The organism is Streptomyces sp. NBC_00029, assembly GCF_045160505.1.
Lineage (GTDB): Bacteria > Actinomycetota > Actinomycetes > Streptomycetales > Streptomycetaceae > Streptomyces.
Window position 1 is genome coordinate 3,833,567 of sequence record NZ_CP108292.1, and the last position, 23,811, is coordinate 3,857,377.

Genomic DNA, 23,811 nt, shown 5'->3' on the forward strand with positions numbered 1-23,811 from the left:
ACGGCTGACAGCCGCACAGCCTAGCCCTCCGCCCCTGCGCGAACTCCCCCGGCGGGCTGCCGGGGGAGTTCACGTCACTGCAGGTCAGGTCGGGGTTACGGCAGGTTGCGGGCCATGACGATCCGCTGGACCTGGTTGGTGCCCTCGTAGATCTGGGTGATCTTGGCGTCGCGCATCATGCGCTCCACCGGGTAGTCACGGGTGTAGCCGTAACCGCCGAGGAGCTGGACGGCGTCCGTGGTGACCTCCATGGCCACGTCGGAGGCGAAGCACTTGGCCGCGGCGCCGAAGAACGTGAGGTCCTCGTGGGCCCCGCCGGCGGAGACGCGCTCGGAGCGGGCGGCGGCCGAGTAGGTCAGCTGGCGGGCGGCCTCGATCTTCATGGCCATGTCCGCGAGCATGAACTGCACGCCCTGGAAGTCGCCGATCGGCTTGCCGAACTGCTTGCGCTCCTGGACGTAGCCCTTGGCGTAGTCCAGGGCGCCCTGGGCGATGCCGAGCGCCTGGGCCGCGATGGTGATGCGGGTGTGGTCCAGGGTCTTCATCGCGGTGGCGAAACCGGTGCCCTCTGCGCCGATCATGCGGTCGGCGGGGATCCGGACGTTGTCGAGGTAGACCTCGCGCGTCGGGGAGCCCTTGATGCCGAGCTTCTTCTCCGGGGCGCCGAAGGAGACGCCCTCGTCGGACTTCTCGACGACGAAGGCGCTGATGCCCTTGGAGCGCTTCTCGGGGTCGGTGACGGCCATCACCGTGTAGTACTCGGAGACGCCCGCGTTGGTGATCCAGCGCTTGACGCCGTTGAGCACCCAGAAGTCCCCGTCGCGCACGGCGCGGGTCTTCATGCCTGCGGCGTCGGAGCCCGCGTCCGGCTCGGAGAGCGCGTACGAGAACATCGCGTCGCCCTTGGCCAGGGGGCCCAGGTACTTGGCCTTGAGCTCCTCGGAACCGGAGAGGATCACCGGGAGGGAGCCGAGCTTGTTCACGGCCGGGATGAGGGAGGAGGAGGCGCAGACGCGGGCCACCTCTTCGATCACGATCACGGTGGCGAGGGCGTCGGCGCCCGCACCGCCGTAGGTCTCGGGCACGTGCACGGCGTGCAGGTCGCTGGAGACCAGGGCGTCCAGGGCCTCCTGCGGGAAGCGGGACTCCTCGTCGACCGCGGCCGCGAACGGCAGGATCTTCGCCTCGGCGAGCGAGCGGACCGACTCGCGGAGCATGTCGTGCTCCTCGGCCGGGCGGTACAGGTCGAAGTCGGCAGAACCCGCCAAGATCTCTCACTCCCCAGGGTGATGCGTGATGCTAACTACCGTTAAGTAACCCAAGCTTAGTGGTCCGGTCACGGATGGCGATATGGACGGCCCACGTGAGTTGCGTGACAGCGGGGCACTCCTGGGGAACGTCCCCGCTGGTGGGCCCGACTATGCTCAGTGGCCGCAAACGGCCCCGCACCTCTGGAGCACCCATGGCCCCCCTCAGGATCACTGTGATCGGCACCGGCTACCTCGGCGCGACCCACGCCGCGGCGATGGCGGAGCTGGGCTTCGAGGTGCTCGGTCTGGACGTGGTGCCGGAGAAGATCGAGATGCTGGCCTCCGGCCGCGTCCCCATGTACGAGCCCGGGCTGGAGGAACTGCTGGCCCAGCACGTGGCCGGGCTGCCGGGCTCGACCGGACGGCTGCGGTTCACCACCTCCTGGGAGGAGGTCGGCGCCTTCGGCGACGTCCACTTCGTCTGCGTGAACACTCCGCAGAAGCACGGCGAGTACGCCTGCGACATGTCCTACGTCGACTCCGCGATGGCCTCCCTGGCCCCGCACCTGACCCGGCCGGTGCTGGTCGTCGGCAAGTCCACGGTGCCGGTGGGTTCGGCGCAGCGGCTGGCGGAGAAGCTCACGGAGCTGTCCCCGGCGGGCACGGACGTGGAGCTGGCCTGGAACCCTGAGTTCCTGCGCGAGGGCTTCGCCGTGCAGGACACCCTGCACCCCGACCGGATCGTGATCGGCGTCCAGGGCGAGCGCGGCGAGAAGCTGCTGCGCGAGGTGTACGAGACGCCGATGTCCGAGGGCACCCCGCTGGTGGTCACCGACTTCCCGACGGCCGAGCTGGTCAAGACCGCCGCGAACTCCTTCCTCGCCACCAAGATCTCCTTCATCAACGCCATGGCGGAGGTGTGCGAGGCCGCCGGCGGTGACGTGGTCAAGCTGGCCGAGGCCATCGGCTACGACGAGCGGATCGGCGCGAAGTTCCTGCGCGCCGGGATCGGCTTCGGCGGCGGCTGCCTGCCCAAGGACATCCGGGCCTTCATGGCGCGCGCCGGTGAGCTGGGCGCCGACCAGGCGCTCACCTTCCTGCGCGAGGTCGACTCCATCAACATGCGGCGTCGCGGGCACATGGTCGAGCTGGCCCGGGAGGCCGTGGGCGGTTCGTTCCTCGGCAAGCGGGTCGCCGTGCTCGGGGCCACCTTCAAGCCGGACTCGGACGACGTCCGCGACTCCCCCGCGCTGAACGTGGCCGGGCAGATCCACCTCCAGGGCGGTCAGGTCACCGTCTACGACCCCAAGGGCATGGACAACGCCCGCCGCGTCTTCCCGACCCTCGGCTACGCGGACTCCGCGCTGGCGGCGGCCCGGGGCGCGGAGGTCGTCCTCCACCTCACCGAGTGGCGCGAGTTCCGCGACCTCGACCCGGCGGAGCTCGCCGGTGTGGTCACCGACCGGCTCGTGCTGGACGGCCGCAACGCGCTGGACCCCGAGCGGTGGCGTGCGGCGGGCTGGACCTACCGGGCGATGGGCCGCCCGCGGGCGTAGCCCTCGGGCCGGGCGGGGGTGCGGATCCCTGGTGCCGGTGCGGCGCCGTTGCGGGGGCGCTGCCCCCGGACCCCCGCACCTCATTCGCCGGCGGGGCCGGCTAGCGGCGGTGGCCGGCGGCGCGGGCGGTGAATTCCGCGTCGCGCACCACACGCTGGGCGTTGCCCCAGGTCAGCAGGGCCACCTCGGACTCCGGCCAGCCACGCTCCAGCAGCTCCGCGATCAGCCGCGGGTAGCCCGAAGGGTCGGTCAGGCCCGTCGGGCGGGGGTGGCCCGGTCCGGTGCCGAAGGCGGCGCCGAGTCCGACGCCGTGCGGGCCCGCGATCGCCCGTACGTGGTCCAGGTGGTCCGCCACCGCGTGCAGGGAGTCCCCGGTGCGCGCCGTGTCGAAGGTGACCATCGCGAGGCCGTTCGCCTCCCGCAGCTCGGCCAGGACCTCGTCGGTCGCGTTGCCCGGATGCGGGTTCAGCGAGGCCGCCGCCGTGTTCGAGATGATCACCGGGGCCTTGGAGGCCCCCGCGACCTGGCGGGCGACCGCCGGCGGGCAGCCCGTGAGGTCCAGCAGGATCGCCAGCCGGTTCGCCTCTCGGACCACCTCGTGGCCGAAGGCCGTCAGCTCCTCCAGGGCCCAGGGCGCCCCGGCGGGCGCGAGGGTCCGTACGCCCAGCGCGTGGAAGGCGCGCAGCGCCCCCAGGGAGTCGGTCAGCGTGCGGCCGGGCACGGGGCCCAGGAACGAGGCGATCCGGCCCCGGTTGCGGGCGTCGGCCATGTCGGCGGCGCTGAGCGCCAGGCACAGGCCGTCGGGGTAGCGGCGCATCAGGGTCAGCGCCGTGTCGATCTGGTCCAGCGTGTCGGAGAGCACCTGTTCACCGGCGGCGTCCTCGCGTGCCCGGCCGCCCGGCGGCACGAGCAGGGACCAGAACTGGGCCCCCACTCCCCCGGCGCGCAGCCGCGGGATGTCGGTGTCCACACCCGTGTCGGGGGTGTCGATGTCGTGGTACGGGCTCTGGTGCAGGGTCCAGACGAGGGTGTTGCACCCGTCGGCCACGGGATGGACGGCCAGCAGCGCGGCGGCCCGGTCGAGGGCGCCCGCCGCCACCGCCACCGCGGGTACGGGGAGGTCTTCGGCTCCGATGCCCACGGAGTGGGGTTCATCCTGCAGGTCGGCCATGGCGTTCGCTCCGGTCTCGGCGGCAGCAGGGAGAGGTGCTGCCACCGTGACACGGGGGAGGCCCGGGACGCCCGGCGGACGCAGCGTTCGAGTGAGACCGCAGGTCACACCCTGTCACCGCATCCGCCGGACCGGCGCGTCCGCTACCGGATCACCGCGTTCGACGGGCCCCGGGACGCCCCGAGATCGCGGGCCACCGACTCCGCGTCGCGCAGCACCCGTACCGCGTTGGACCAGGTCAGCTTGGCCAGATCGGCCCGGGACCAGCCGCGCACGAGCAGCTCGGCGACGAGGTTCGGGTAGCCCGCCACGTCGTCCAGCCCGGACGGGGTGAAGGCCGTGCCGTCGTAGTCCCCGCCGATGCCGATGTGGTCGATGCCCGCCACCTCGCGCATGTGGTCCAGGTGGTCCGCCACCGTGGCGGCCGTGGCCACCGGGCGCGGGCGCTCCGCCTCGAAGGCGCGGTGCAGGGCCATCGCCTCGGGGGTGGTGTCGAGGTGGTGGAATCCGTGCGCCCGCAGGTTCTCGTCCGCGGCCAGGGTCCATTCGACCGCCGCCGGGAGGATGAACTTCGGGACGAAGGTGGCCATCGCCACGCCGCCGTTGCCCGGCAGCAGGGCCAGCACGTCGTCGGGGATGTTGCGCGGGTGGTCGCAGACCGCCCGCGCCGAGGAGTGCGAAAAGACCACGGGCGCGGCCGAGACGGCGATCGCGTCCCGCATCGTCGTCGCGGCGACGTGCGAGAGGTCCACCAGCATGCCGACGCGGTTCATCTCGCGGACGACCTCGCGGCCGAAGTCGGTCAGACCGCCGTGCCGGGGCTCGTCGGTCGCCGAGTCCGCCCAGTCGATCGTGTCGTTGTGCGTGAGCGTCATGTACCGCACGCCCAGCTGGTGCAGGGCGCGCAGGGTGGCGAGCGAGTTGTTGATGGAGTGGCCGCCCTCGGCGCCCATCAGCGAGGCGATCCGCCCGTCGGCGCGGGCCGCCTCCATGTCGTCCGCCGTCAGCGCCCGCACGAGGTCGCCCGGATAGCGGTCGATCAGCTGGGTGACGACGTCGATCTGCTCCAGGGTGGCGCTGACCGCCTCGTCGCCCGCGTAGTCGGAGCGCACGTAGACGGACCAGAACTGCGCCCCCACGCCCCCGGCGCGCAGCCGGGGGATGTCGGTGTGCAGGTGCGCGGACTGGTCGCCCGCGATGTCGCGTTGCGCCAGGTCGTAGCGCACCTGCTCGCGCAGCGCCCAGGGCAGGTCGTTGTGGCCGTCCACGACGGGGTGCTCGGCCAGCAGCTCGCGCGCCTCGTCCAGACGCTGCGCGGCGCTCACTTCCCGAACCCGAAGGACTCCGCGTTCGCGACCTTCGTACGCAGCCGCTTGCCCTTCTCGGTGGCCTGGTCGTTCAGCTCCTGCTGGAAGTCGCGCATCCGGGCCTGCAGCTCGGTGTCGTGCGCGGCCAGCATCCGTACGGCCAGCAGGCCCGCGTTGCGCGCCCCGGCGATGGAGACGGTGGCGACGGGAACGCCGGCGGGCATCTGGACGATCGACATCAGCGAGTCCATGCCGTCGAGGTACTTCAGCGGCACCGGCACGCCGATGACCGGCAGCGGGGTGACCGAGGCGAGCATGCCGGGCAGGTGGGCGGCCCCGCCCGCGCCCGCGATGATCGCCTTCAGCCCGCGGTCTGCGGCGCGCTCCCCGTACGCGACCATCTCGCGCGGCATCCGGTGCGCGGACACGACGTCGACCTCGTAGGGGATCTCGAACTCGTCCAGGGCCTGGGCGGCCGCCTCCATGACGGGCCAGTCCGAGTCGGAGCCCATGACGATGCCGATGACGGGCCCTGCGGTGGAGGTGCTCATTCGGTGATCGTTCCTCTGAGATAGCCGGCTGCGTGACGTGCGCGCTCCAGCACATCGTCCAGATCGTCGCCGTAGGTGTTGACGTGGCCGACCTTGCGGCCGTGTTTCACGTCCTTGCCGTACATATGGATCTTCAGCTGGGGGTCGTGGGCCATGCAGTGCAGGTACGCCGCGTACATGTCGGGGTAGTCCCCGCCCAGCACGTTCGCCATGACCGTCCACCGGGCGCGGGGGCGCGGGTCGCCGAGCGGGAGGTCCAGGACCGCGCGCACGTGGTTGGCGAACTGTGAGGTGACGGCGCCGTCCTGGGTCCAGTGGCCGCTGTTGTGCGGGCGCATCGCCAGCTCGTTGACCAGGATCCGGCCGTCGATGGTCTCGAACAGTTCCACGGCCAGGTGGCCGGTCACGCCGAGTTCCTTGGCGATGCGCAGGGCGAGGGCCTGGGCCTCGCCCGCGAGGGCCTCCGAGAGGTTCGGGGCCGGGGCGATCACCGTGTCGCAGACGCCGTCCACCTGGACGGACTCCACGACGGGATAGGCGACCGCCTGTCCGTGCGGGGAGCGGACGATGTTGGCCGCGAGCTCGCGGACGAACTCGACCTTCTCCTCCGCGAGGACCGGGACGCCCGCCTTGAAGGGGGCGTGCGCGTCCTCGGGGGTGCGGACGAACCACACCCCCTTGCCGTCGTAGCCGCCCCGCACGGTCTTGAGGATGACGGGGAACCCGCCCACCTCGGCCGCGAAGGCGCTCACGTCGTCCGGATCGCTCACGATCCGGTGGCGGGGGCTGGGCGCGCCGATCTCGTCGAGCTTGGCACGCATCACCCCCTTGTCCTGGGCGTGTACCAAAGCGTCGGGCCCCGGGCGGACGGGGATGCCGTCCGCTTCCAGGGCCCGCAGGTGCTCCATGGGTACATGCTCGTGGTCGAAGGTGATCACGTCACAACCGCGCGCGAAGGCTCGCAACGTCTCCAGGTCGCGATAGTCGCCGATGACGACATCGCTCACGACCTGGGCCGCCGAGTCCTGCGGGGTGTCACTGAGGAGCTTGAATCTGATGCCGAGGGGGATACCCGCCTCGTGGGTCATGCGGGCGAGCTGACCGCCGCCGACCATGCCGACTACCGGGAACGTCACTCCTCCAGGGTATCCGCCGGTATTCCGCCATCCGGACGGGCCCTGGCCCGATCTGTCCGTGTGCCGTGCGTCGCACGGTGCCGGAAGGCACAGACGCGGCACAGGGGGGACACTTAGCATGAGTGGGTTGACGGAGAACACCGGACGCCCCGTAAGCGGGCGGTGACCGACAGGACTGACCTACTGATGAGCACCCCGGGCGGATCTGTCCTCGAACGTGTACGCGGCCTCGTGCGAGAGGTCGCCAAGTTCGGGGCGGTCGGCGGTCTGGGGGTCCTGGTCAACCTGGGTGTCTTCAACCTGATCCGCAACACGACCGACCTGCAGGTGGTCCGCGCGAGCGTGATAGCCACCGTCGTCGCCATCGCCACGAACTACATCGGCTTCCGCTACTTCGCCTACCGGGACCGCGCCAAGAGCGGCCGGACCCGCGAGCTGACCCTGTTCGCCGTGTTCAGCGGCATCGGCCTGGTCATCGAGAGCGGTGTGCTCTACGCCGCCACCTACGGCTTCGGCTGGGACGGCCCGGTCGCGAGCAACGTCTTCAAGTTCATCGGCATCGGGACCGCCACCGTGTTCCGCTTCTGGTCGTACCGGACCTGGGTCTTCAAGGCCCTGCCCGCACCGGCCGAGCCGACGGAACCGATGCCGGATCCGGCGCCCGTGCCGAAGCCGGAGCGCAGGCCGGAGCCGCTGCCCGAGCCGGAGCCCGCGAACAACTAGCTCCCGCTCCCCCGCTCTAGCGGACCGTGCTCTGCGGTTCGGTGGGTTCCGGCGCCGTGCGGCTGAGGAACAGCGCGAACACCGGCGGCTGCGTCTGCAGCAGCTCCAGTCGGCCGCCGTCCGCCTCCGCGAGGTCCCGGGCCACCGCGAGGCCGATGCCGGTGGAGTTGCGGCCGCTGATCGCCCGCTCGAAGATCCGGTTGCCGAGGTCCGGCGGGACCCCGGGCCCCTCGTCCGTGACCTCCAGCACCGCCTGGTTGCCGATCACCCGGGTGCGCAGCGCGACCGTGCCGCCGCCGTGCATCAGGGCGTTCTCGACCAGGGTGGCCAGTACCTGCGAGACCGCGCCCGGGGTGCCGACGGCGCGTACGCCCTGCTTGCCCGAGCGGACGATGGCCCGTCCGGCGCTGCGGTAGGCCGGGCGCCACTCCTCCTCCTGCTGCTTGACGACCTCGTCCAGGTCGAAGGGGACCGCCGAGCCGGTCCGGGGGTCGCGCGAGTTCGTGAGCAGCCGCTGGACGACGTCCGTGAGCCGTTCCACCTGGGTCAGGGCGATCGTCGCCTCCTCCCGTACGGTCTCCAGGTCGTCGGTCACCGTGATCTCCTCCAGCCGCATGGAGAGCGCGGTGAGGGGGGTGCGCAGCTGGTGGGAGGCGTCCGCGGCGAGCCGCCGTTCGGCCGTCAGCATCCGGCCGATCCGCTCGGCGCTGGAGTCCAGTACGTCCGCGACCCGGTCCAGCTCGGGGACCCCGTACCGCTTGTGCCGGGGCCGCGGGTCGCCCGACCCGAGCCGTTCCGCCGTCTCGGCGAGGTCGGTGAGCGGGGAGGCCAGCCGGTTGGCCTGCCGTACGGCGAGGAGTACGGCCGCCACGACGGCCAGCAGCGCGACCGCGCCGACCACGGCGAGGGTCCGCCCGACCTCGCGGGTGACGGTGGAGCGGGACTCCTCGACGACCACGACCTCGCCCGACTCCCCGCGGGCGGTGCCGCGGATGACGCTCTCGGGGATGGGGGTGCCCACCTCGACGGCCGGCCGGCCGGGGACGGTGATCCGCGCGTAGTGACCGGAGTCCAGCTGTTCGCCGAGGGCCACGGGGTCGATCGGCTTCTTCTCCAGGACGTTCGCCTCGACGATGCCCACGAGCCGCAGCGCCTCGGACTCGATGCGGTCCTGGGCGCTGCTGGTGATGGTGCGGGTCTCCACGATGACGAGGGAGACCCCGAAGACGGCGATCACGACGAGCACCACGGCGAGCGTGGAAGAGATGAGGCGGCGGCGCATGCCCTAGAGCATGCCCCAGCCGGTGCCCTCGAAGTGCCCCCGGAGCGGCCCCGAAGTGTCCTCGGACCGGCTTCGGACCGGCTTCGGGGTGGCGGTCAGCTCTTCTCGAAGCGGAAACCGACGCCGCGCACGGTGGCGATGTAGCGGGGGTTGGCGGCGTCGTCGCCCAGCTTCTTGCGCAGCCAGGAGATGTGCATGTCGAGGGTCTTGGTGGAGGACCACCAGGTCGTGTCCCAGACCTCGCGCATGAGCTGGTCGCGCGTGACGACCCGGCCGGCGTCGCGGACCAGGACCCGCAGGAGGTCGAACTCCTTGGCCGTCAGCTGGAGCTCCTCCTCGCCCATCCAGGCACGGTGCGACTCGACGTCGATCCGCACGCCGTGGGTGGCGGGGGGCTGGGCGGCCTCGTTGGCACCGCGCCGGAGCAGGGCCCGGACCCGGGCGAGCAGCTCGGCCAGGCGGAAGGGCTTGGTCACGTAGTCGTCGGCGCCGGCGTCCAGGCCGACGACCGTGTCGACCTCGTCCGCCCGGGCGGTGAGGACCAGGATCGGGAAGCCGTGGCCCTCGGCGCGCAGCCGGCGGGCGACCTCCAGGCCGTCCATGCCCGGCAGGCCCAGGTCGAGGACGACGAGGTCGACGCCGCCCTGCAGTCCCGCGTCCAGCGCGGTGGGGCCGTCCTCCCGCACCTCTACCTCGTACCCCTCCCGGCGCAGGGCGCGGGCCAGGGGTTCCGAGATGGATGCGTCGTCCTCGGCGAGCAGTACACGCGTCATGTGGGTGATGGTAGTCCGCGGCGGCTGAAACCAGGGGCCCACTGGAAGACCCCTTCCTATCTGGGCTTATGAAGCACTGACCGCCTTCGAATATGGTCGAACGGTTCCCGGCGCGCCTTGTGATCCATCTCTCAAGTCCTTTCAAATGCCGCAGTGTCGTGTCGTATGGTGGCGAGACGCCTGATGCAATACCTCAGGGACCTTTGTGCCGAAAAGCAGTGCAAAGGTCTCTCTTTCTGTCCTGAACCGGACGGACGGTCTTATCAAGGACCGCCCCGGCCGGCCTTGACGACAGTGAATGACCTGTTGGCCGGGCCCTCCGCGTGATGATGCGCGGGAGGGCGTGGATCCCGGTGACGGATGTCCTGCCGCCCCCACCCCCGTGGGGCGGGCCCCGAGGCGTGGGGTGGGAGATCCGTCCGCCGGTGCCGGCCACCCCCCACCGGGCGCGGATGAGCTCACGAAGCCGAAGCGTCCCGAGCAAGCAAGGATCGACCATGGCTTCCAGCCTGACGACGGCCTCACCGAGCCCCGCTCACGAGAAGACCGTCCTCGGCCACCCGATCGGCCTGGCCACGCTGTTCATGACCGAGATGTGGGAGCGCTTCTCCTACTACGGCATGCGTGCGCTTCTCGTTCTGTACCTGGTCTCCGGCGGTGTCGACGCCGCGACCGGCAGCCAGGGTGGTGGCCTCGGCTTCACCGCCGCGACGGCCACGGCGATCTACTCCGTCTACGTGGCCATGGTCTACCTCATGGCCATGCCCGGCGGCTGGTTCGGAGACCGCGTCTGGGGTGCCCGCAAGACGGTCACCATCGCCGGTGTCGTGATCATGGCGGGCCACGTGGCGCTCGCCATGCCCGGCCAGATGTCGTTCTTCATCGGTCTGCTGCTGGTCGCGGTCGGCTCCGGCCTGCTGAAGGCCAACATCTCCACGATGGTCGGCCACCTGTACCGCGGCGTGGACGACCCGCGCCGTGACAGCGGCTTCACGATCTTCTACATCGGCATCAACGTGGGTGCCCTCCTCGCGCCGATCGGCATCGGCATGGTCGGCGAGCTCGTGAACTGGCACCTCGGCTTCGCGCTCGCCGCCGTCGGCATGGGTATCGGCCTCGTGGTCTACCTGCTCGCCGGCCGCACCCTGAGCCCGCAGAGCAGCATCGTCCCGAACCCGCTGTCCGCGCCCGAGCGCAAGGCCGTGATCGTCAAGGCCCTCGCCGTACTGGCCGTCATCGCCGTCTTCTACGGCGCCGTGGTCGCGGCGGACATGTTCACCATCAAGTGGGCGCTGTACCCGATCACCATCGCCGGTCTGCTCATCCCGGTCGCCGTCCTCGTCCGCATCAAGCGGGACAAGGACCTGTCCACCGTCGAGCAGACCCGGATGAGCGCCTACATCTGGTTCTTCGTGGCCGCCGCCGTCTTCTGGATGATCTACGACCAGGGCGGTTCGACGCTCTCGCTCTTCGGTGACAAGAACTCCGAGCGCAGCCTGTTCGGCTGGGAAGTCCCGACCACCATCTTCCAGTCGCTGAACCCGCTCTTCGTGGTGGCCCTGGCCCCGGTCTTCGCCGCCGCGTGGGTGGCCCTGGCCCGCCGCAACCGCGAGCCCAGCACCATCGTGAAGTTCTCGGTGGCCCTGATCATCGTCGGCGCCTCGTTCTTCGTCTTCGCGCTGCCGCTGAACCAGACCGCCGGCAACGACACCAAGGTCACCATGTGGTGGCTGGTGCTCATCTTCCTGATGCACACCCTCGCCGAGCTGTGCCTGTCGCCGGTCGGCCTGTCGGTCACCACGAAGATGGCGCCGCAGAAGTACGGCTCCCAGATGATGGGCGTCTGGTTCCTGGCCGTCACCGCCGGTGACTGCATCACCGGTCTGATGGGTCTGGCCGACGTGCAGCTGAACGGCGTCGGGGTCATCCTCTTCCAGGCGTTCGCCGCCGTGCTCGCCGGCCTCGCGATCTTCATGTACCGCAAGAAGGTCAACCAGCTGATGGACGGCATGGGCTGACCCGTCGGCTCCCCGTCCCACGGAACGGCCCGGCACACCGGAAGGTGTGCCGGGCCGTTCGTCGTACGCGGGTGCTACCGGGTCAGCGGGTGCCGCGCAGGCGGCGCCACGGGGTGAAGGTGAACACCGCCCCGCCGAGCAGGATCACCGTGCCGGCGACCAGGGCCAGCGCCTTGATGCCGCCCTCGTCCTCCGCTCCGGTGTCGGCGAGGCCGCCGCCCGAGGTGGTGCTGCCGCTGGCGGACGAGGAGGAGCCGGAGCCGCCCGGCTGGGCGGTGGTGTCCAGTTCCAGCGAGACGCCGCTGCTCGTCGCCTTGCAGGGGACGTTGATCGGGGTGGATCCGGGGGCCATCGTGACGTCGATGGTCAGCTGGTCCGGGCTCAGCGTCACCTTGCCGCTCTTCCCGGGCTTGTAGGTGCCGGTCATGTCGCTGAGGCTGACCGGGGCCTTGTCCGGGATCGGCTCCGCGTTGGCCGGGCCGGAGACCTTGACCGTGCCGCTGTCCGCGCCGCCGAGCTTCACGTCCATCGAGGGCTTGAGGGCTCCCGCGGGCAGGGCCATGGGCGCCGCCATCGCACCCTTGGCCGTCTTGACCGTCAGGTCGTAGCTGCCGCCGTTCTTCTTCGCGTTGATCGTCACCGGGGTCTTGATGCCCCCCGGGACGACGGGCCCGCAGTCGAAGGCCACCTCGACGGCCTTGCCCGGGAAGTCGGTCTGGCCGCCTCCGCCGCCGGAGGCCGAGCCGCCGGTGGTGGTCGTGGAGCCCCCGGTCGTGGTCGAGCCGCCCGTGGTCGTACCGCCGGTCGTCGTACCGCCCGTGGTCGTACCGCCGGTCGTCGTACCGCCCGTGGAGCCGGCCGACACGTCGATGGTGGCCCCGACGCCCACCGTGCCGGTCGGCGCGCACTTGGTGACGAACGTGCCGAAGGAGAAGGTGACGGCCACGTCGTACTTGCCGGGGGTCAGCGTGATCTTCCCGGCCTTGGTGAGCTTCAGCTTGCCCTTCATCACGGACATCTGCATGGGCGCCTTCTTCGGGATCGGCGGGTTCTTCTTCTCCCCGACGACCTTCAGCTCACCGCCCCCGCCGCCCACGGTGATCCAGCCGGTGGGCTGGACCGCGTCCTGCGGGATGTCCATCAGGTCGGTGTTGTTCGAGGCCGGCTTCACCGTCTCCCAGGACACGTCGACCTCGTCGCCGACCTTCGCCGACGCCGGAGCGGTGACCTTGGCGGTGGTCTCCCCCTCCACCGGGCTGCCGCCCCCGGCCGGGGGCACGCACTTGACGTTGAACTTGGTCTCCGCGGCCTGGGCGGGAGCAGCCCCCAGGGCGATACCGGCGCCGCCGAGCAGCAGCGCGATCACGGCCGCGCTCACCCTCCGTTGGGTCTTCACGAATGTCCCTTCGTCGTCGAACGGTTCTCAGACGGTGCGGACGCCTGTGGTGCTGTGCCCGGCGCGCTGTCCGGGGTGAACCACGGCAGGACCGCCGTGGTGGTCTGGGGGGACTGCTCCGGGCCGTCGGAGCCCGCGGCCGGCCCGGGCGGCCGCCGGGCCGGGATCCTCGGCAGCCGGGCCGTCACCGCGGAGGCCGCGTCGGGGAGCCGTACGCCCCGGTGGCGGCCGACGGCGGCCGTGGCGCGCGGCCGGACGCGGTCGACGACGGCCATGCCGGTACGGAAGACCGCGGCCGGGATCACCAGCAGGAGCAGGCCCCAGAAGAGCAGCACCCCGTACGGGCGGTCGACGCCCCAGGGCTGGGTGGCCACCACGGTCTCGCCGTACTTGAGGGAGATCGTGTAGTCGCCGTGGGCCCCCGCGGCGAGGCTCACGTCGAGGGCGATCTCCGCCTTGCCGCCGGGCGGGATGGTGCCCTTCCAGCGGGCCTCCTCCCACAGCGGGGCGAACACCCCGTGCGCGGTGCCGAGCTGGAAGACCGGGTCCTTGACGGGGACCGGACCGAGGTTGCCGACGGTGACCTTGAACTTCCGGGCGGGCGGGGCGCCGAACCAGGTCAGCACCCCGTCCTCGCCCTCCAGCCGGACCCCGGTGAGCATCGCGAGGCGGGCCGTGCCGGATTCGGCGGGCAGCTCGGCGACCGGGTGGTCGGTGATCTTCAGGGGGGTCGCGACGGTGGACTGGTCGCCGTTGACGGAGGTGACGTTGACGATGCAGGGGCAGGGCTTGGGCGGTGCCACCACGGGCAGCTGGGCGGTGAAGCGGCCGTCGGCGGCGACCGAGACGGCGGCGCCGTCGGCGTTGGCGCAGCTGTTGGTGCCGCCGATCATGTTCTGTCCGCAGACGAGCAGCATCACCAGCGTTTTCGCGGGCCAGCCGGTGCCGGTGACGGTGATCCCGGTGCCCTTGGCGGCCTCCTGGAGCGAGAGCGCCACGGCGGGCTTGCCCTCGGCGGAGGCGGCCGGGCCCGCGGGGAACAGGGCCAGGACGCACACCGCCAGCCCTGCGGCCAGCAGGGCTCCGACTCTTCTCACCTGGCGGCTCCCGTCAGTTCGTGGTGCGGTGCAGGGGTCGTCGGTCCGGCCGCGGGCGGCGCGTGCGGCGCCGGGCCCGGGCCGGGCCTGCGGCCTCGTACGAGGTACAGCGCGGCCGCGGTGGTCACGCCGAGGCCGAGCACCCCGGCCCCGGCCGGGCCGGCCGGGATCCCGGGGACGAACCAGCGCGATGCGGTGGCCACCGCACGGGCGCCGCCGGGGGCGGTCACGGTGAGGGTGATGCCGACCCGGTCGAGGGCCGGGGCGCCGGGCCAGGGCTCGGTGAGCTCCACCCGCTGGCCGGGGAGCAGTTCCACGGGCACGGTTCGGCCCCGCGGCGCGTCGGGCACATCGCCGAAGAGGGCTTCGGCGCGGATCCTGAGCTCGGGGACGAGGGCCACGTTGCCGCGGTTGACGAGGGTGTAGGCGATGACCGTGGCCGGACCCCGGCCGCGTACGGCTACGTCCTCGACCGTGAGGGCGGCCAGGGTCGGGCCGCCGACCCGCAGGTGGACCCGTACGCCGACCTCGTGGCCGCCCTCGGTGGCGATCACGGCGGCGGGGTGGTCGCCGGGCGGGGACGCGGGCGGCACGGTGAGCGTGAAGGGGACCACGGCGCGGGTGCGGGGCGGGACCTTCACGGTGGTGGAGGCCCCGAAGCTGATCCAGGAACCGGCCCCGCCGGTCGCCGGGGCGCCGGTGCCGCCGCTGGCCCCGGGGCCGGCGCCGGTCGCCGGGCGGACCGCGAGGGCGCCGTCGGCCGCGTTGTAGGCGTCGGCTCCGCGCAGGGTGATGGTCCGCTCCTGGTCGGTGGTGTTGGCCAGGGCGAGCCGGTCCTCCAGCACGGTGCCCGGGGCGCCCGCCAGGTAGAAGTACGGGCGGGCGCCGGAGGGCGGGGGGCTGCCGGCCGTTCCGGCGGCGGGCCGGGCGGTCCAGCCCGGCTCGTCGGCGGCCGCGGGGTGGGCGGGGCCCGCGGACAGCACTGCGGCGGCGAGCAGGAGCACGGCACCGGCGCGCCTCAGGGTGTGGAGCACGTGCATGACCGGGGTGCTCCGTTCAGGACCGGGCCCGCTGGCCGCGCCGGGTCAGCCAGAGCACGCCCGCCGCGCCGGTGAGCAGCACGGTGCCGCCCAGGGTGCCGAGGGCGAGGGCGGAGTCGGTGGGCCCGGTCTGCGGGAGGGTGTCGCCGGTGCTGTTCCCGGCGCTGTTCCCGGTGGTGTCGCCGCCGGGCTGCGCGCCGCCCCCGCCGGGCGCCGTGACGTCCAGTTCCAGTGACGGTCCCGGACTGTTGCCGGGGGTGCAGGTCGTGGTGGTGCCCATCGCCTTGATGGTGAGCACGCCGGCGGTGAAGGTGACCTTGCCGCTCTTCCTGGGCGTGTAGGTGCCCGAGAGATCGGTGATCTTGATGGGGGTGTCCGGGGGGATGGCCTCGGGGTTGGGCGGGCCCGAGACCGGTACGGACGCCTTCTCGGCGCCGCCGACGAGGACGACGGCGCTGGGGCTCATCGCGCCCTTGCCCAGCTCGATGGGGCTGGAGGAGACGCCCTTCTGGAAGGACACCGTCAGCTTGTAGCCGTTCCCCTCCTTGACGGCCTTGATGTCGATGGGCGACACGGCCGACTTGTCCCCGATCGGGGTCTTGCAGTCGTAGGCCACGTCGACGACGGCGGCATGGGCCGCGGGGGCGGTGAACAGCACCGCCGAACCGGCCAGCGCGGAGGCCAGCGCGAGCGCGGTGGAACGTTTGCGGTCGGACACCTTCGTCTTCCCCTCGGGCCACAGATAACTGACGGGACATCAGATCGGTGGCTCAAGGTACGCCCGGGGTCTTACGGAGGGAAGACAAAGGACAACCCGGGATTGACTGTTCGTCAGCAGGCGCGGCGGCCCCGCTGCCAGACGGCGGAAACGAGCGGAACGCCCGGCCGGTAGGCGAGGTGGACGTGGCTCGGGGCGTCCAGGAGGGCCAGGTCCGCGCGGGCTCCCGGCGCCAGGAGGCCGATGTCGTCGCGGCGCAGGGCGCGGGCGCCGCCGGCGGTGGCCGACCAGAGGGCCTCGTCGGGGGTCATCCGCATGTCGCGGACGGCGAGGGCGATGCAGAACGGCATGGAGCTGGTGTAGGAGGAGCCCGGGTTGCAGTCCGTGGACAGGGCGACGGTGGCGCCCGCGTCGATCAGGCGGCGGGCGTCGGGCCACTGGGCGCGGGTGGAGAACTCGGCGCCGGGCAGCAGGGTGGCGACGGTGGTGCCGGCGGCCTGGGCGAGCGCGTCGACGTCGGCGTCGGTGAGGTGGGTGCAGTGGTCGGCCGAGGCCGCCTCCAGCTCGACGGCGAGCTGCACGCCGGGCCCGTACGAGAGCTGGTTGGCGTGGACGCGCGGGATCAGTCCGGCGGCGGCGCCGGCGGTGAGGATCGCGCGGGCCTGGTCGCCGTCGAAGGCGCCCTTCTCGCAGAAGACGTCCACCCAGCGGGCGTACGGGGCGCAGGCCGCCAGCATCTCGCCGGTGACGAGGTCGACGTAGCCGGCCGGGTCCTCGGCGAAGTCGGGGGAGACGATGTGCGCGCCGAGGTAGGTGACCTCCTCGGTGTGCGCGGCGGCGATCCGCAGGGCGCGGGCCTCGTCGGCGACGGTGAGGCCGTAGCCGGACTTGGTCTCGAAGGTGGTGGTGCCCTGGCGGCGGGCCTCGTCGAGGTGGCGCACCAGGTTGGCCTCCAGCTCCGCGTCGGTGGCGGCGCGGGTGGCGGCGACGGTGGTGCGGATGCCGCCGGCGGAGTAGGCGCGGCCCGACATCCGGGCGTTGAACTCCTGCGTGCGGTCGCCGGCGAACACGAGGTGGGAGTGGGAGTCGACGAAGCCGGGGATGACGGCCCGGCCGGCCGCGTCGAAGACCTCGTCGGCAGCGGGCGCCTTGGCGGCGGGGCCGACCCAGGCGATCTTGTCGGCCTCGATGAGGACCGTCGCGTCCTGGAGGAGGCCGAGGGGCGAGCCGTCGCCGACGGACGGGTCGTTGGTGACGAGGCTGCCGATGTTGGTGATGGCGGTGGTGGTCATGGGGGTTCCTCTCAGAGGGTTCGTTCCCCCACCCCGCCCTTTCGCCGTTTCCTGGGGCTCCGCCCCAGACCCCGCGCCTCAAACGCCGGCGGGGCTGATTTCAGCCCGTCCGGCGTTTGAGGACCGGGTCCGGGCAGAGCCCGGTTTCGGGAAGGGGCGGGGTGGGGGAAGGGCCCGCCGCAGGCGGCTCGGTCAGGAGCGCAGGGCTGCGATCGATTCGGCAAGGGCGGTCGGGACGTCCCCGACCAGGGTGTGGTGGCCGTCGCGGACGATGTGGCGGCCGCCGACCACCGTGTGGCGGACGTCCGACGCGGAGGCCGCGAAGACCGTCGTCTCGGCGCCCAGCCGCGGCAGGGGGCCCGCCGTGCGTACGGAGTCCAGCGCGATCGTGGTGAAGTCCGCGAGCGCGCCCGCCTCCAGGCGGCCCGCGTCGGCCAGGCCCAGCGCCGCATGGCCGTCGGCAGTGGCGGCGGTGAGGAGCGCGTTCGCCGTCCAGTGGCCCCGGGTGCGGCTGCGCAGGCGCTCGTTGAGCTCCATCGCACGGGCCTCTTCGAGCAGGTCGATCACGGCGTGGCTGTCGCTGCCCAGCGACAGCGGGCTGCCCGCGTGCTGGAGGCGGGTCGCCGGGCCGATGCCGTCCGCGAGGTCGCGTTCGGTGGTGGGGCACATGCAGGTGCCGGTGGTGGTCCCGCCGAGGAGGGCGATGTCCACATCCGTGAGGTGCGTGTTGTGGACGCCGGTGGTGCGCGGGCCGAGCACGCCGTGATCGGCCAGCAGCTGGGTCGGGGTGCGGCCGTGGGCGGCCAGGCAGGCGTCGTTCTCGGCGGTCTGCTCCGAGAGGTGGACGTGCAGGGGCGCCCGGCGCTCCTCGGCCCAGCGGGCGACGGTGGCCAGTTCGGCGGCGGGTACGGCGCGCACCGAGTGGATGGCGGCGCCGATCAGGGCGTGCTCGCGGGGCTTGAGCGCGCTCGCGCGCTCGGCCCAGGCCTCGGCTGTGCCGTCGGAGAAGCGCAGCTGGTGGGCGTTGGGGGCTTCTCCGAAGCCGGAGGACAGGTACGCGGTGTCCAGGAGGGTGATCCGGATGCCGGCCGCGGCGGCGGCCTCGATCAGGGCCTCGCCCATGGCGTTCGGGTCGGCGTAGGCGGTCCCGCCCGGGGCGTGGTGGACGTAGTGGAACTCGCCGACGTTGGTGATGCCGGCCAGCGCCATCTCGGCGTAGACGGCGCGGGCGAGCGCGAAGTAGCTGTCGGGGGTGAGGTTCTGGGCGACCTTGTACATGAGGTCGCGCCAGGTCCAGAAGGTGCCCGAGCCGACCTGGACGGTGCCCCGGAGGGCCCGGTGGAAGGCGTGGCTGTGCGCGTTGGCCAGCCCCGGGATCGTCAGGCCCCGCAGCACCTCGGCGCCCGGCGGCGGGGTCTCCACCCCGGTGCGCAGGGCGCCGATCCGCCCGTCCTCGGTGATCTCGAGGGCCACGCCCGGCTCGACGTGGGTGCCGAGCCAGGCGTGCTCCAGCCAGTACGTCGTCAACGACATGCCAGGCCTTCCAGTACGTCGGCGAGGGCGAGGACGCCTGCCACGCAGTCGTCCTCGGCGGCGAACTCCCGCGGGGAGTGGGAGACGCCGGTCGGGTTCCGTACGAACAGCATGGCGGTCGGGACGGCGGCGGAGAGGATTCCGGCGTCGTGTCCCGCTCCGGTCCCGAGAACGGGGACCGAACCGCCCAGGATCCGGTTCATCTCGTCGCGCAGGGCGTGCTCGAACTCGACGACCGGGGTGAAGGACTCCCGGACGATGCCGAGGTCGATGCCGTCCTGGTCCGCGCGCTCGCGGGCGGCCTTCTCGATGGCGGTGACGACCGTGTCGAGGGTGGCTTGGTCGGCGGCCCGGGAGTCGAGCCAGCCGCGCACGAGCGAGGGGATGGCGTTGACCCCGTTGGGCTCGACCGAGATCTTGCCGAAGGTGGCGACGGCCCCGGCGAGGGCCGCTTCCGTACGGGCGGCCAGCACGGTCGCCGCGTAGGTGAGCATCGGGTCGCGGCGGTCGACCAGCCGGGTGGTGCCGGCGTGGTTGGCCTCGCCGCGGAAGTCGAACCGCCAGCGGCCGTGCGGCCAGATCGCGGAGGCGATGCCGACCCGGTCCCCGGACAGGTCCAGGGCGCGGCCCTGTTCCACGTGCAGCTCGACGAAGGCTCCGATGCGGCCCAGGCGTTCGGGGTCGGCCCCGATGGCCTCGGGGTCGTAGCCGGCGGCCTCCATGGCCTGGGGCAGGGAGATGCCCTCGGCGTCGCGCAGCTCGTACGCCTTCTCCTTGGTCAGCTGTCCGGCGGCGAGCCGGGAGCCGACGCAGGCGAGCCCGAAGCGGGCACCTTCCTCGTCACCGAAGTTGGTGATGGCCAGCGGCCTGGAGAACTCCGCGCCCCTCCTGCGGAGTTCGTCCAGGGCCGCGAAGGAGGAGACCACCCCGAGGGGGCCGTCGAAGGCCCCACCGTCGGGGACGGAGTCCAGGTGCGAGCCGGTGACCACGGCGTCCCCCGCGAGGGGGTCGCCGAGCCAGGCCCACTGGTTGCCGTTGCGGTCGGTCTCGTACGTCAGCCCGCGCGCCTCGGCCTGCTCCTGGAACCAGGTCCGGCAGTCGGCGTCGGCCCCGCTCCAGGCATACCGGCGGTATCCGCCGGTGCCGGCGTCGCGGCCGATGGGCGCGAGCTCCGCCCACATCTCGTGGAAGGTCACGCGTCGTCGCCCTCACGCATGGGGACGCGGACGCCGCGCTCGTCGGCGACCGACTCGGCGATGTCGTAGCCGGCGTCGACGTGGCGGATGACACCCATGCCCGGGTCGTTGGTGAGCACGCGGCGGATCTTCTCGCCGGCGAGCGGGGTGCCGTCGGCGACGGTGACCTGGCCCGCGTGGATGGAGCGGCCCATGCCGACGCCGCCGCCGTGGTGGATGGAGACCCAGGAGGCGCCGGAGGCCACGTTGACCATGGCGTTGAGCAGCGGCCAGTCGGCGATCGCGTCGGAGCCGTCGAGCATGGCCTCGGTCTCGCGGTACGGGGAGGCCACCGAGCCGCAGTCGAGGTGGTCGCGGCCGATCACCAGGGGCGCGGCGAGGGTGCCGTCGGCCACCATCTCGTTGAAGCGCTCGCCGGCCTTGTCGCGCTCGCCGTAGCCGAGCCAGCAGATGCGCGCGGGCAGGCCCTGGAAGTGGACGCGCTCGCCGGCCATCTTGATCCAGCGGTGCAGGGACTCGTTCTCGGGGAAGAGCTCCAGCATGGCCTTGTCGGTCTTGTGGATGTCCGAGGCCTCGCCGGACAGCGCCGCCCAGCGGAAGGGGCCCTTGCCCTCGCAGAACAGCGGGCGGATGTAGGCGGGGACGAAGCCGGGGAAGGCGAAGGCGCGGTCGTAGCCGGCCAGCTGGGCCTCGCCGCGGATGGAGTTGCCGTAGTCGAAGACCTCGGCGCCGGCGTCCATGAAGCCGACCATGGCCTCGACGTGCTTGGCCATCGACTCGCGGGCGCGGGTGGTGAAGCCGGCCGGGTCCTTGGCGGCGTAGGCGGCCATGTCGTCGAAGTCGACGCCGACGGGCAGGTACGCGAGCGGGTCGTGGGCCGAGGTCTGGTCGGTCACGATGTCGATCGGGGCGCCCTCGGCGAGCATCTGCGGGAGCAGCTCGGCGGCGTTGCCGAGGAGGCCGATGGAGAGCGGCTTGCGGGCGTCGCGGGCCTCGACGGCCAGCTGGAGGGCGTGGCGCAGGTTGTCGGCCTTGACGTCCAGGTAGCGGTGCTCGATGCGGCGGTCGATGGCGCGCGGGTCGACGTCGATGCAGATCGCGACGCCGTCGTTCATCGTCACGGCCAGCGGCTGGGCGCCGCCCATGCCGCCGAGGCCGGCGGTGAGGGTGATGGTGCCGGCGAGGGTCCCGTTGAACTTCTTCGCGGCGACGGCGGCGAAGGTCTCGTAGGTGCCCTGGAGGATGCCCTGGGTGCCGATGTAGATCCAGGACCCGGCGGTCATCTGGCCGTACATGGTCAGGCCCAGGTGCTCCAGACGGCGGAACTCCTCCCAGTTGGCCCAGTCGCCGACCAGGTTGGAGTTGGCGAGCAGGACGCGCGGGGCCCACTCGTGCGTCTGCATCACGCCGACCGGGCGGCCGGACTGGACCAGCATCGTCTCGTCCTGCTTGAGGGTCTGCAGGGTGCGGACCATCGCGTCGTACGAGCGCCAGTCGCGGGCGGCCTTGCCGGTGCCGCCGTAGACGACGAGCTTGTCGGGGTGCTCGGCGACCTCGGGGTCGAGGTTGTTCTGGAGCATCCGCAGCGCGGCCTCCTGCTGCCATCCCAGGGTGCTGAGCTCGGTGCCTCGCGCGGCACGTACGGGGCGGGGTCCTGACATGGCGGTGCCTCCTCCGATGTTGGTCAATCTATTCACATCCTCGCTCCCTGAATAGATTCAGTCAACAGCTGCGATCGGCCCCGTCGGGTGATGGGATGGCCGATATGGACACGGAGGGCGCCGCCGCGCGCCGGGACCTGGCCGTACGCGCCGCCGTCGAGCAGGGGCTCGTGGGCGGGGCCGGCACCGCGGAGCCGCTGACCTGCCTGCTGGACACCGCCGGGATCCGGGCCTCGGCCGCGGCCCTGACCGGTGCCTTCGCCGCCGCGCTGCCCCCGGGCACCCCCGTCCTGCACGCCTTCGCCGTCAAGGCCGCCCCGCTCGTCCCGGTCCTGCGGCTGCTCGCCGACGCCGGGCTCGGCTCCGAGGTGGCCAGCCCCGGCGAGCTGGCACTGGCCCGGGCGGCGGGTGTCCCGGCCGGCCGGACCGTCCTGGACTCCCCCGCCAAGACGGTGGCCGAGCTGCGCGAGGCCCTGGAGCTGGGCATCGCCCTCAACGCCGACAACCCGCAGGAGCTGGCGCGCCTCGACGCGCTCGTCGGCCGGGCGCCCGCGTCCACCGCGGCCCCGGTCGGCCTGCGGATCAACCCGCAGACCGGCGCCGGGGCCATCGACGCGCTGTCCACTGCGACCACGACCTCGAAGTTCGGCTTCGCGCTGCGCGACCCCGGCGCGCGCGAGTGGCTCGTACGGGCCTGCCTGGACCGGCCGTGGCTGACCCGCCTGCACATCCACTCGGGCTCCCAGGGCGTTCCGCTCGCCCTGATCGCCGAAGGCGTACGGGAGCTGCACGCACTGGCCGAGGAGATCAACGCGGCCGCCGGGCGGCGCCGGATCGACACCCTCGACATCGGCGGCGGCCTGCCGGTGAACTTCGCCTCCGACGAGGCCACCCCGACGTTCGCGCAGTACGTCGCCGCCCTGCGCGAGGCGGTCCCGGCCCTCTTCGACGGCTCGTACGGCCTGGTCACGGAGTTCGGCCGGTCCCTGCTGGCCAAGCACGGACTGGTGCTGGCCCGGGTCGAGTACACCAAGACCAGCGGCTCCCGGCCGATCGCGCTCACCCACGCCGGGGTGCAGGTGGCGACCCGCACCGCGTACGCCCCGGCGGCCTGGCCGGTGCGGATCCTGCCGTACGACGCGAAGGGCGCCCCGAGGACCGGAGATCCGGTGGCCCAGGACATCGCGGGCCCGGCCTGCTTCGCGGGGGACCTGCTCGCCGTCGCCCGCGAGCTGCCCCGGCTCGCCCCGGGCGACCTGATCGGCGTCCCCGACACCGGCGCGTACTTCTTCACGGCCCACTACGGCTACAACAGCCTGCCCCGGCCGGCGGTCCACGGCTTCACGGTCACGGACGCGGGCGAGGTCCGCTTCCGCCTGGTCCGCCCGGCGCAGGACGTATCGGAGATCGTCTCGGAAGCGGGCGGCGACCTGCGGGACGCGCTGCTGTAAGAACCTGGGCCTCCGCCGCTCCAGCCCCGCCGGCGTCCGAGGCGCGGGGGTTCGGGGGCGGCGCCTCCGACAGCGGCGCGCACTCCGGGCGACGGCCTCAGCCGGAGAGGGTGGCCGCCAGGGCCGGGGCCAGGCCTTGGACCACGCCCTCCGGCGTCAGCGCGACAACGCCCGGCAGTCGCAGCAGGTAACGGCTCAGGGCCAGGCCCAGCAGCTGCGCGGAGACCAGCCCCGCCACCGCCCCGGCCCGCTCCGACCCGACGGCGGCCGCCAGCGCCGGAGCGACCTGGGCCGCGAACACCTCCCGCATCCGCGCCGCGGCCCGCTCGTTCGTCACCGCCGAGCGCAGAAGCACCAGCAGGGCGTCGTCGGCCGGATCACCCTCCCACCGCTCCACGAAGTGGCGCACGAGGGCGGCGGGGAGCTCCTCGGCCGGCACCGCGCCGAGGTCGGGCAGGCGCAGGTCCACCGTGAGGGCGGCGTCGAAGAGCTGCTCCTTGCTGCCGAAGTACCGCATGACCATCGAGGGGTCGATCCCCGCGTCCGCCGCGACGGCCCGGATGGTGGTGCGCTCGTAGCCCTGGGCGGCGAAGCGCTCCCGCGCCGCCCGCAGGATGGCCGTCTTGGTCGTGTCGGAAGTGCGTCGCGCCGTCATGCCAA

Annotated in this window: 20 protein-coding genes; 4 read left to right on the forward strand and 16 right to left on the reverse strand. The window is 72.5% G+C overall.

The features are described 5' to 3' along the window. Positions 1-95: 95 nt before the first annotated feature. On the reverse strand, positions 96-1,268 hold the full coding sequence (locus OG753_RS17990; protein ID WP_266392091.1) for an acyl-CoA dehydrogenase family protein: 1,173 nt from the start codon (positions 1,266-1,268) through the stop codon (positions 96-98). Between the two features lie 194 nt (positions 1,269-1,462). Here OG753_RS17990 and OG753_RS17995 point away from each other — a divergent pair, with 194 nt between their 5' ends. Beyond that, positions 1,463-2,806: a UDP-glucose/GDP-mannose dehydrogenase family protein gene (locus OG753_RS17995; protein ID WP_327262783.1), complete on the forward strand. Its 1,344-nt coding sequence runs from the start codon at positions 1,463-1,465 to the stop codon at positions 2,804-2,806. 100 nt (positions 2,807-2,906) lie between these two features. On the opposite strand, the gene OG753_RS18000 is transcribed toward OG753_RS17995, so the two are convergent. The 4 genes from OG753_RS18000 to OG753_RS18015 all read right to left on the reverse strand — a co-directional run bounded on the left by OG753_RS18000 (position 2,907) and on the right by OG753_RS18015 (position 6,971). After that, positions 2,907-3,977 (reverse strand): membrane dipeptidase, encoded by a 1,071-nt coding sequence (locus tag OG753_RS18000; RefSeq protein WP_327262784.1) that lies wholly within the window; start codon positions 3,975-3,977, stop codon positions 2,907-2,909. Positions 3,978-4,120: 143 nt separating this feature from the next. After that, positions 4,121-5,302 carry a dipeptidase gene (locus OG753_RS18005; protein WP_327262785.1) on the reverse strand — a complete coding sequence of 394 codons (1,182 nt, stop codon included), beginning with the start codon at positions 5,300-5,302 and terminating at the stop codon, positions 4,121-4,123. After that, positions 5,299-5,835 carry a 5-(carboxyamino)imidazole ribonucleotide mutase gene (purE, locus tag OG753_RS18010; RefSeq protein ID WP_327262786.1) on the reverse strand — a complete coding sequence of 179 codons (537 nt, stop codon included), beginning with the start codon at positions 5,833-5,835 and terminating at the stop codon, positions 5,299-5,301. The genes OG753_RS18005 and purE overlap by 4 nt, the downstream gene beginning before the upstream one ends. Then, on the reverse strand, positions 5,832-6,971 hold the full coding sequence (locus OG753_RS18015) for a 5-(carboxyamino)imidazole ribonucleotide synthase (RefSeq protein ID WP_327262787.1): 1,140 nt from the start codon (positions 6,969-6,971) through the stop codon (positions 5,832-5,834). Before OG753_RS18015 ends, purE begins: the two co-directional genes overlap by 4 nt. 186 nt (positions 6,972-7,157) lie before the next feature. Here OG753_RS18015 and OG753_RS18020 point away from each other — a divergent pair, with 186 nt between their 5' ends. Then, the gene (locus OG753_RS18020; RefSeq protein WP_327262788.1) at positions 7,158-7,694 is read left to right on the forward strand and encodes a GtrA family protein; all 537 of its coding nucleotides are present in this window, start codon (positions 7,158-7,160) and stop codon (positions 7,692-7,694) included. Positions 7,695-7,710: 16 nt separating this feature from the next. Here the strand turns inward: OG753_RS18020 and OG753_RS18025 are convergent, their stop codons facing one another. After that, positions 7,711-8,976 (reverse strand): ATP-binding protein, encoded by a 1,266-nt coding sequence (locus OG753_RS18025; protein ID WP_405789173.1) that lies wholly within the window; start codon positions 8,974-8,976, stop codon positions 7,711-7,713. A gap of 95 nt (positions 8,977-9,071) precedes the next feature. Continuing rightward, entirely contained in the window at positions 9,072-9,749 is a 678-nt protein-coding gene (locus OG753_RS18030) for a response regulator transcription factor (RefSeq protein ID WP_030659823.1), read from the reverse strand. 497 nt (positions 9,750-10,246) lie between these two features. Here OG753_RS18030 and OG753_RS18035 point away from each other — a divergent pair, with 497 nt between their 5' ends. Next, complete coding sequence (locus OG753_RS18035) at positions 10,247-11,767, forward strand: oligopeptide:H+ symporter (RefSeq protein WP_327262790.1); 1,521 nt, start codon at positions 10,247-10,249, stop codon at positions 11,765-11,767. A gap of 82 nt (positions 11,768-11,849) precedes the next feature. Here the strand turns inward: OG753_RS18035 and OG753_RS18040 are convergent, their stop codons facing one another. The 8 genes from OG753_RS18040 to hutU form a co-directional block, all read right to left on the reverse strand. Beyond that, positions 11,850-13,163, reverse strand: a complete 1,314-nt coding sequence (locus OG753_RS18040) for a hypothetical protein (RefSeq protein ID WP_405789174.1) — start codon at positions 13,161-13,163, stop codon at positions 11,850-11,852. Next, a complete protein-coding gene (locus OG753_RS18045) occupies positions 13,160-14,260 on the reverse strand; it encodes a neocarzinostatin apoprotein domain-containing protein (protein ID WP_327262792.1) in 1,101 nt (366 codons plus the stop codon). The genes OG753_RS18040 and OG753_RS18045 overlap by 4 nt, the downstream gene beginning before the upstream one ends. After that, positions 14,257-15,300 carry a hypothetical protein gene (locus tag OG753_RS18050; protein WP_405789176.1) on the reverse strand — a complete coding sequence of 348 codons (1,044 nt, stop codon included), beginning with the start codon at positions 15,298-15,300 and terminating at the stop codon, positions 14,257-14,259. Before OG753_RS18050 ends, OG753_RS18045 begins: the two co-directional genes overlap by 4 nt. A gap of 16 nt (positions 15,301-15,316) precedes the next feature. Beyond that, positions 15,317-16,018 (reverse strand): LPXTG cell wall anchor domain-containing protein, encoded by a 702-nt coding sequence (locus tag OG753_RS18055; protein WP_405789177.1) that lies wholly within the window; start codon positions 16,016-16,018, stop codon positions 15,317-15,319. 113 nt (positions 16,019-16,131) lie between these two features. Continuing rightward, positions 16,132-17,310 carry an imidazolonepropionase gene (gene hutI / locus OG753_RS18060; RefSeq protein WP_327262795.1) on the reverse strand — a complete coding sequence of 393 codons (1,179 nt, stop codon included), beginning with the start codon at positions 17,308-17,310 and terminating at the stop codon, positions 16,132-16,134. A gap of 192 nt (positions 17,311-17,502) precedes the next feature. Next, positions 17,503-18,843 carry a formimidoylglutamate deiminase gene (locus OG753_RS18065; protein ID WP_405789178.1) on the reverse strand — a complete coding sequence of 447 codons (1,341 nt, stop codon included), beginning with the start codon at positions 18,841-18,843 and terminating at the stop codon, positions 17,503-17,505. Next, positions 18,834-20,024 (reverse strand): allantoate amidohydrolase, encoded by a 1,191-nt coding sequence (locus OG753_RS18070; RefSeq protein WP_327266800.1) that lies wholly within the window; start codon positions 20,022-20,024, stop codon positions 18,834-18,836. Before OG753_RS18070 ends, OG753_RS18065 begins: the two co-directional genes overlap by 10 nt. An 11-nt stretch (positions 20,025-20,035) precedes the next feature. Further along, the gene (gene hutU / locus OG753_RS18075) at positions 20,036-21,700 is read right to left on the reverse strand and encodes a urocanate hydratase (RefSeq protein WP_327262797.1); all 1,665 of its coding nucleotides are present in this window, start codon (positions 21,698-21,700) and stop codon (positions 20,036-20,038) included. 95 nt (positions 21,701-21,795) lie between these two features. Between hutU and OG753_RS18080 the strand changes: the two genes are divergently transcribed. Beyond that, complete coding sequence (locus OG753_RS18080; protein WP_405789180.1) at positions 21,796-23,151, forward strand: diaminopimelate decarboxylase; 1,356 nt, start codon at positions 21,796-21,798, stop codon at positions 23,149-23,151. 97 nt (positions 23,152-23,248) lie between these two features. On the opposite strand, the gene OG753_RS18085 is transcribed toward OG753_RS18080, so the two are convergent. Continuing rightward, positions 23,249-23,806: a TetR family transcriptional regulator gene (locus tag OG753_RS18085; protein ID WP_327262799.1), complete on the reverse strand. Its 558-nt coding sequence runs from the start codon at positions 23,804-23,806 to the stop codon at positions 23,249-23,251. Positions 23,807-23,811 lie beyond the last annotated feature (5 nt).